This is a genomic window from Mycobacterium sp. NPDC048908, assembly GCF_043197955.1.
Taxonomy (GTDB): domain Bacteria; phylum Actinomycetota; class Actinomycetes; order Mycobacteriales; family Mycobacteriaceae; genus Mycobacterium.
On the sequence record NZ_JBICUE010000029.1, the window covers coordinates 1 to 7,711 of the forward strand.

3 protein-coding genes are annotated in these 7,711 nt (G+C 64.1%); all 3 read left to right on the plus strand.

The features are described 5' to 3' along the window. Nucleotides 1-2,805, plus strand: a 2,805-nt coding sequence (locus ACGFK1_RS32785) for a KR domain-containing protein (protein WP_393439948.1), incomplete at its 5' end; no start/stop codon positions are given. A gap of 34 nt (nt 2,806-2,839) precedes the next feature. Continuing rightward, entirely contained in the window at nt 2,840-7,594 is a 4,755-nt protein-coding gene (locus ACGFK1_RS32790; protein ID WP_393439951.1) for an SDR family NAD(P)-dependent oxidoreductase, read from the plus strand. A 5-nt stretch (nt 7,595-7,599) separates the two neighbouring features. Continuing rightward, the coding region (locus ACGFK1_RS32795) for a hypothetical protein (protein ID WP_393439954.1) at nt 7,600-7,711 on the plus strand (112 nt) is incomplete at its 3' end.

Here is a 7,711-nt window from a genome sequence, read left to right on the forward strand (position 1 = left end):
GCCATCGCAGCGGCAGCGCAAAACCACACCACCTTCATCGAAATCAGCCCACACCCCACACTCACCCACGCCATCTCCGACACACTGGAATCGACCCCCCATCACAGCATCGGCACGCTGTCGCGCGACGGTGATGACACCGTCAGCTTCCACACCAACCTGAACAGCACGCACATCACTCAACCCCCACACACGCCGCTACCGCCTGAGCGGCATCCCGTCCTGCCGAACACGCCCTGGCATCACACACAACACTGGATGACAATCGAGAATCGGGTAACCGCAACGGTATCTGCGCCCAGGCCCGGCACCCTACTCGGCGAGCACATCGCGGTCGCCACCACACCGCACGCACATCTGTGGCAGGCGCGACTGATGCCCGAGGCCCAGCCTGAGATTTCGACATCCGTGGTGCTAGAGACCCTTTCGGCCGCTGCAGCGGAATGTGACGCATCGATTCTGTCTGACGTCCGATTCGATTCTCCGATCGTCATCGACCAGGCGCGGGTCATCCAGGTGGTCGCTGACGGACAATCAGTCACAGTTTCATCGAGCCCCGCGGCCGAAACTGGTACGCGCCGTTGGGTCAGGCACGTCAGCGCCCGAATCACTTATCGTCACGACGAGCCGGGGCGCAACGGCGCCGACCACGACATGGGCCGCTACGAGACTGTGCCGGTCGATGAGGGTCAGCCGTGCGGATGGTCGATCGGCTCATGCCGGTCGGCGCCCGGGAGGTTGCGCGCCGACGTGGCGTTGTGCGAAGTGTCGACGGTCGCATTGCTCGACGCCGCCCTCCACGTCGGTGGCATGGTGGATGATTCCGACCCGCGGCTGATGTCCCCGCGCGCTGTGGAAAGGGTTTGGTTCGCACGCGAACTCGTCGATGACCATGCTTCCATCGAAATACACCGGTGTGGGGGCAAAGCCGATGAACTGATCGTTGATATCGCGGTGACGACACCCGACGGCAGTACGTGCATCGACATCCGTTCACTTCTGTACGCAGAGGCGGAGCCGGCTCCCGCAGCGGCGGCTCCACTAGACGTTGACACGGTCCCGTTGGCGCACGCTATCCAGTGGCAACCGTGGGACGATCATACCGACGTGCAACCGGCGCCCGACGCACTGTGCACGCTCGCGGTCCTGGGGCACGACGAAGCGGCCCGCACTCTGCGCGATCGGCTCGCCGATGCCGGGTACGTGGCGGCCGATGTCGCCGAGGCACAGTGTGTCCTCTATGTAGTCGACCCCGAGCGGGTGGCCGCCGATGAGACCGACATCGACTGCGCGGTGCGGTTGTCGACAGACGTTGCCGACCTCGTCCGCCGGTTGGCCCACGTGGATGTCAACCCGGCGACACTGTGGATCATCACTCGCGGCGTCCGCGAGGCAGCGTCCGACGCAGCAGTGCGCCAGAGCAGCCTGTGGGGACTCGCCGGGGTCATCCGGGCGGAGCAGCCCCAGCTGTGGGGCGGCCTCGTGGACATCCCGGGTGAAGGCGACATAGGTGATTACGCGGAGGAACTGGCCAGCGTGCTGCGAAAGCCGGCCAAGTCCATCCTCGCGCTGCGCGACGGCCAACTGCTCGCGCCCGGGTTGGCACCGGTTTGCGGTCAACCCGAGCGAGAACCGTTGCGGTGCTGTCCCGATGCCGCATACCTCATCACCGGCGGAATGGGCGCTCTCGGGCTACTGATGGCCGGCTGGCTGGCGGACCTGGGAGCACGTCGACTCATACTTGCCGGCCGCACGCCGTTGCCGCCCAGGCGCGACTGGGACAACGACACCAACGACGCAGACGTGTGCCACAAGATCGCCGCGATCCGCGCGTTAGAGAGGCGTGGCGTCTCCGTCGACGCCGTGGCTCTCGATGTCGGATCCCGCAGCGCGGTACAGGCCCTGCTCGCCAGGCGCGACGACGACGGTGCGCCGCCTATACGCGGTGTCATACACGCCGCCGGGTTGACCGAAGCCCAACTCCTCACTGAAACAGAGGAGAGCCGTCTTCGGCGCACCATGTGGCCGAAAATCGCTGGCGCACAGGTGCTGCACGAGGCCTTTCCGCCGTGCAGCCTCGACTTCTTCTTCCTGATTGCCTCGGCTGGTACGGTGTTCGGTATACCCGGGCAGGGCGCCTACGCGTCGGCGAATGCCTACCTCGACGGCCTGGCCCGAGCGCGTCACCAAAAAGGTTGCCACACCGTCAGTTTGGACTGGGTGGCCTGGCAGGGGCTCGGATTCGCCACGGAGGCGCAGGTCGTCTTACAAGAGCTTGAGCGGCTGGGGTCGCGGCCGGTCGCGCCAGGAGAAGCCTTCATCGCCTGGGAGCACCTAGAGCGCTACGACGTCGATCAAGCTGTGATGGCTCCGCTACCGTCGTCCGACGGGACCGCGCCGGACCCGCATAGCAATTCAGTGGAGCTGACGTGGTCACAGCTGCCTGCCGAGAACATGATCAGCGAACTCGAGAACGGTCTACGCAGCATTCTGGCCCGCGAACTTCGCATGCCCGAGGCGGAACTCGATCTGGACCGGCCGTTCGCGGAGCTGGGCCTCAACTCCGTGATGGCAATGTCGGTCCGACGAGAGACTGAGCAGTTGGTTGGCATCGAGCTGTCGGTGACGATGCTGTGGAACCATCCTACGATTGCGGCTTTAGCGGGCCATCTCGCGAAGAAGCTATTACCACAGGAAGATTCGGACGACGACATCGATATGCTGCCCGACTCGGCCGGCAGTGTGCTGAATGAGTTGTTCGACAGTGTCGAATCGGCGTCTGCCGGTAGTGAGAGCGGTATCTGATGAGGACTCAAATCGGCTGTTTGGACGGTGCGGCATGACAGCGGCTTTCGACGAGGAGCGTCTTCGGCACTGGCTGGTCGACTACCTCGTGACGAATATCGGTTGCAGTCCCGACGACATCGACTTCGACGCGTCGATGAACGATCTGGGTATGGGCTCGCGAGACGCGGTCGTGCTTGCCGGTGAGCTGTCGGAGCTGGTCGGCCGACAAATCTCACCCGTAGAGTTTTGGCAACATCCGAGAATTGCCGAGCTGGCGCAGTTTCTCAGCGGTTCTGAGGCCGACACCGACGCCGGGCCGATGCTCGAGCACGACCGAGGCAGCGGCGACGAGCCGATCGCGGTGATCGGTCTGGGATGTCGTCTGCCAGGTGCGATCGCGGGACCCGAGGCATTGTGGCAGTTCCTGCGCGAGGGGAGGTCCGCGGTGGACGAGGTGCCGCCGGACCGGTGGGCGCCGTACGACGATGGCTCTCCCGCGGTGACCGCAGCACTGTCGCACACCACGCGTTGGGGATCGTTCTTGAGCGATATCGACGCCTTCGACGCGGAATTCTTCGACATCTCTCGTCGCGAAGCGGCGAAGATGGACCCACAGCAGCGTCTGCTGCTCGAAGTAGCTTGGGAAGCGCTGGAGCATGCCGGGATTCGTGCTAGTTCGCTGCGCCGCTCGCAAACAGGAGTCTACGTCGGCGCCAGTATCACGGAGTACGGATACCTCGCGTCCACTGATCTGCCCAATGTTGATGCATGGAGTAATCCCGGTGGTGCACTGAGCATCATCGCCAATCGGCTGTCGTATTTTCTGGATCTGCGTGGCCCGTCTGTCACGGTGGACACTGCTTGTTCTTCGTCATTGGTCGCACTGCATCTGGCGTGCCAGGGCCTACGGATGCAGGAGTCGGATATGGCCATTGCAGCGGGCGTAAATCTGCTGATGTCGCCCGCAGTATTTCGTGGTTTCGACCAATCCGGCGCGTTATCGCCGACCGGTGCGTGTCGTGCGTTCGACGCGGAGGCTGACGGGTTCGTCCGCGGTGAGGGCTGCGGGGTAGTGGTCCTCAAGCGGCTGAGTGATGCAGTGCGCGACGGTGACCGGCTTCTGGCGGTGGTACGGGGTTCAGCGGTCAACCAGGACGGCCGGTCCAACGGCCTGTTGGCTCCTAATCCAGCCGCTCAGATGGCGGTGTTGCGCGCGGCGTACACCACCGCTGGGGTGCCGCCGCATGAAGTCGATTATGTCGAAACCCATGGGACCGGCACCCATCTCGGGGATCCCATCGAGGCGCGTGCCCTCGGCACGGTCTTGGGCCGTGGGCGTGCGGAGCAGTCACCGCTGCTGCTTGGTGCGATCAAGTCGAATCTGGGTCATCTCGAGGCGGCGGCCGGCATCGTGGGCTTCATCAAGACGGTGTTGGCGGTCGAGCGCGCAAGTATCCCGGCGAATCTGCACTTCCATACCCCGAATACGCACATTGCTTTCGACCAAATGCGGCTGAAAGTGGTTGCGGAGCAGCAGGAGTGGCCGCCTACGCAGCGGCCGCGGCGGGCGGGAGTGTCCTCATTCGGGTTCGGCGGCACCAATGCGCATGTGGTGATCGAGCAGGCTCCTGCTTCCGTACCTGTTATCCGCGAGTCCGATCCGGCGGTGACCACGTTGGTGGTGTCAGGCAAATCACCGGAGCGCATTGCATCGATGGCCGCATCGCTGGCGGAGTGGATGGCTGGAGCTGGTGAGGGAGTGCCGTTGCCCGATGTGGCTCACACTCTCAATCACCACCGGGATCGCCATGCGCAGTTCGCCACTGTGTGCGCCCGCGATCGCGCCGAAGCAGTGACGGGATTGCAGGCGCTGGCTACCGGCCGATCGGCCGACGCAGTGGTGGGCCCGCATGAGGGATCGTGTCGCGCAGGCACGGTGTTCCTGTACTCGGGTCAGGGATCGCATTGGGCGGGCATGGGGCGGCAGTTGCTCGCCGATGAGCCAGTGTTTGCCGCCGCGATCTCCGAATTGGAGCCGGTGTTTGTTGAACAGGTGGGGTTTTCGCTGCAGCGGGTGATTGCCGAGGGTGAGCCGGTGAGCGGCGACGCGCGGGTCCAGCCGGTGCTGATGGGGTTGCAACTGGCGCTGACCGAATTGTGGCGCTCCTACGGGGTGCATCCCGATGCGGTGATCGGGCATTCGATGGGCGAGGTCTCCGCGGCGGTGGTGGCTGGGGCGCTGAACGTGGCCGAGGGCTTGCGGGTGATCGCTACCCGATCCCGCGTCATGTCGCAGCTCGCGGGGCAAGGCGCGGTAGCACTACTCAAACTGGACGCCGAGACCACCGCGACGTTGATCGCCGACTTTCCCGGAGTCAGTCTCGCGGGTTATTTGTCCCCGCGGCAGACCGTGATTGCCGGGCCGGTGGCGCCGGTCGACGCGGTGATCGCGGCGGTGAGCGCCCAGAACCGTTTTGCTCGGCGGGTCAACATGGAGGTGGCCTCGCATACCGCTTTGATGGATCCGATTCTGCCCGAATTGCGTTCGGCACTGGTGGATCTGACCCCGGAGATCGTCACCATTCCGTTCTTTTCCACCGTCGCCGAGGCCACCGTGCCGCTGCTGGACGCCGAGTATTGGGCCGCCAATGTGCGCCAACCCGCGCGGGTGAGCCAGGCCATCATGGCAGCCGCACAAGAGCACGCCACCTTTATCGAGATCAGCGCTCATCCGATCCTGACACACGCGGTCAGCGACACGCTGGAGACGGTAACCCATCACCACAGTCTGGGGACGCTGTTGCGCGACGGTGATGACACGGTGAGCTTCCACACCAACCTGAACAGGGTCCACACGAGCCATCCGCCGCAGACCCCGCATCCGCACGAACCGCACCCGGTGCTCCCGACCACTCCATGGCATCACACCCGGCACTGGGTCAGTACGACATCGCCGGATTCGGCCAACCGTAACGAGCGGAATGGCGATTCGGGTGTACCGACCGGTAAACACGCTCCGGCGGAGTGGTATTGCGAGCTAACCTGGCCAGCTCGTCGGTTGTCCGATGCGCAGACCAACGTAGACAGTTGGTGGCTGGTATTCGGCGACCCCGGACTCGGTGCGGAGATAGGTCGTGTTCTTGGTGACGATTCCCGGGTGACAGTGCTGCCGCCGTCGATGGTGGCCGAAGACACCGATAAGACTGCGCTCGCGAACGCCCTCGCTGGAGTAACCCATGTGCTTTACGCGCCCCAACTGTCGACGTCTGGCTATTTCGACGCTGAACTTGGATATGTCGTGTTCAATTCTGCGCGACGGCTGATGGCAGCGGTGGCCGCGATGTCGTTGCCTCCGCGGCTGTATCTGCTCACGCGCAACGGTCAGCCGGTACATGAAGGCGATCGGGCCAACCCCGCTCATGCGGTGTTGTGGGGTTTGGGTCGCACGGCGGCACTGGAGCATCCGGAAATGTGGGGCGGCATCATCGATGTCGACGCGTCGGTGCCCGAGGGGGTAGCCGCCCGGTATGTGCTGGATGAGGCTCGCGGTGGAGACGAGGATCAGGTCGTTTATCGGGCCGGTACGCGCCGTGTCCCGCGGCTGGGAAAGGGCCTTCCGCCATCGACCAGTCCGGTTGAACTCGATAAGGACAGCAGCCATCTAGTCATCGGCGCGACCGGCAATATCGGCCCGCATCTGATCCGGCAGCTCGCTGACACGGGCGCCGGCACCGTTGTTGCGGTGTCACGCAATCCGGGCTCCCGTCTCGATGAGTTGGCTGCCAGCTTGGCGGCTACCGGTACGACGTTGGTGACTGTGGCCGCCGATGCGGCGGACGAAAGCGCAATGGAGACGCTGTTCGACCGCTTCGGCACAGACCTTCCACCGCTGGCCGGTATCTACCTGGCGGCCTTCGGGGGCGGGCCGGTGACACTTCGCGATATGACCGACGACGACGTCACCGCGATGTTCCTACCGAAACTGAATGTGGCGGCGCTTTTGCACAAACTGTCACTGCGGCACTCAGTGCACCAGTTTGTGCTGTTCACCTCAATCTCCGGAGTTACCGGCTCCCGCTGGCTGGCCCACTACGCGGCGACTACCACTTTCCTGGACACCTTCGCCTATGCGCGCCGAGCGGCCGGACTTTCGGCCACCGCGATCAACTGGGGCCTGTGGAAGTCGCTGACAGACATCCAATCCGACCAGGAACGCCAGGTGACCCTGGACTCGGGACTTCAGCCCATGCCCGACGAGGTTGCCATCCAAGCACTGACGTCCCTCACCGGTCAAGACGCCCCCGTCCGCTCCACCATTGTCGCCGCGGACTGGAGCCGACTGGCCACCGCCTATCGCACCCGGGCAGCACTGCACATCGTGGATGACATGATGCCGATCGACGCTGAGAGCGACGCTTCATCGGTGCTCAGAACCGAGTTCCGGGAAGCATTGCGCGACTGCGAACCGACGCGGCGCCACCGTCTTCTGGTTGATCATGTGACCGCGCAGGTTGCGGCAGCGATGGGATTGGCGTCGCCGCAGTTGCTCGATCCGTCGGCGGGTTTCTTCCAATCCGGGATGGATTCGCTGATGAGCGTGACACTTCAGCGGTCGCTCGGCGAGAGCGTCGGCCAAGCGCTACCGGCGTCTGTCGTGTTCGACTATCCGACCGTCGACGCGCTCGTCGGCTACTTCGCCACAATTCTGCCCGAGCTGATTGAGGTTGCCGAAGAGGACAGCGCTGATGACTACGAGGATCTCAGTGATGATGAGTTGCTGCAACAGCTTTCGGAGAGGCTGGGGTGAGCGCGATGACTGCTGCGCCGTTGGATCGTCGGGCGATCATCACCGAGGCACTGCGCAAGATTGATGATTTGAGTGCGCGTCTGGAGGTTGCCGAAAAGGGTGACGTCGAGCCGATCG